Raw genomic sequence first — 502 nt, 5'->3', positions numbered from 1 at the left:
AACATCGCCATTTGCGAACCAAAATTATTGATCAGTGGACCATCTGACCATGGGCAGTCATCTCTATCCTGATCATCTTCATCATAGCTCGAAAGGCAGGGATATTGCTTCACAAGTTGGGCGTGCAATTTACGCAGGGACGGATGTATCTTGCCGCTTTTTTGCAGATAGCCTTCTTTGATATGCGCAGCTTCGGCCAATGCTTGTTGTCTTTCTTGTGGCAAGGGATTGGCAAATATTTCTATCGTATAGCTCATGGCGGGTATGGGTTGGATTTGAACGCACGTCTGTTGACAGATCGAATTGAGACAATTTTTATCAGTCTGAAGATATGGTCCTCTTATTTAAGACACGCCCACAGTTCAACAACAAAAGCCATGTTTCATTCCTCATTTTTGTGCTGGAGTAAATAGCTGATCGCCTGCTCAAGATGATCGCGATAATCTTGAGAATACCCTTTGATATAGTCACGATAATAATCCACCAGGCCTAAAAAATTGGG

At 43.0% G+C, this 502-nt stretch carries 1 protein-coding gene; it reads right to left on the bottom strand.

The genetic code is table 11. From position 1 onward, the window contains the following. A partial coding sequence (locus ACO0LH_RS28525) for a hypothetical protein (protein WP_422944532.1) occupies window positions 1-257 on the bottom strand: 257 nt, incomplete at its 3' end. Between the last annotated feature and the right edge of the window lie 245 nt (window positions 258-502).

Source organism: Undibacterium sp. TJN19, from assembly GCF_049339485.1.
Taxonomy (GTDB): Bacteria; Pseudomonadota; Gammaproteobacteria; order Burkholderiales; family Burkholderiaceae_D; genus Undibacterium.
This window is presented reverse-complemented; position numbering and strand designations above follow the sequence as displayed.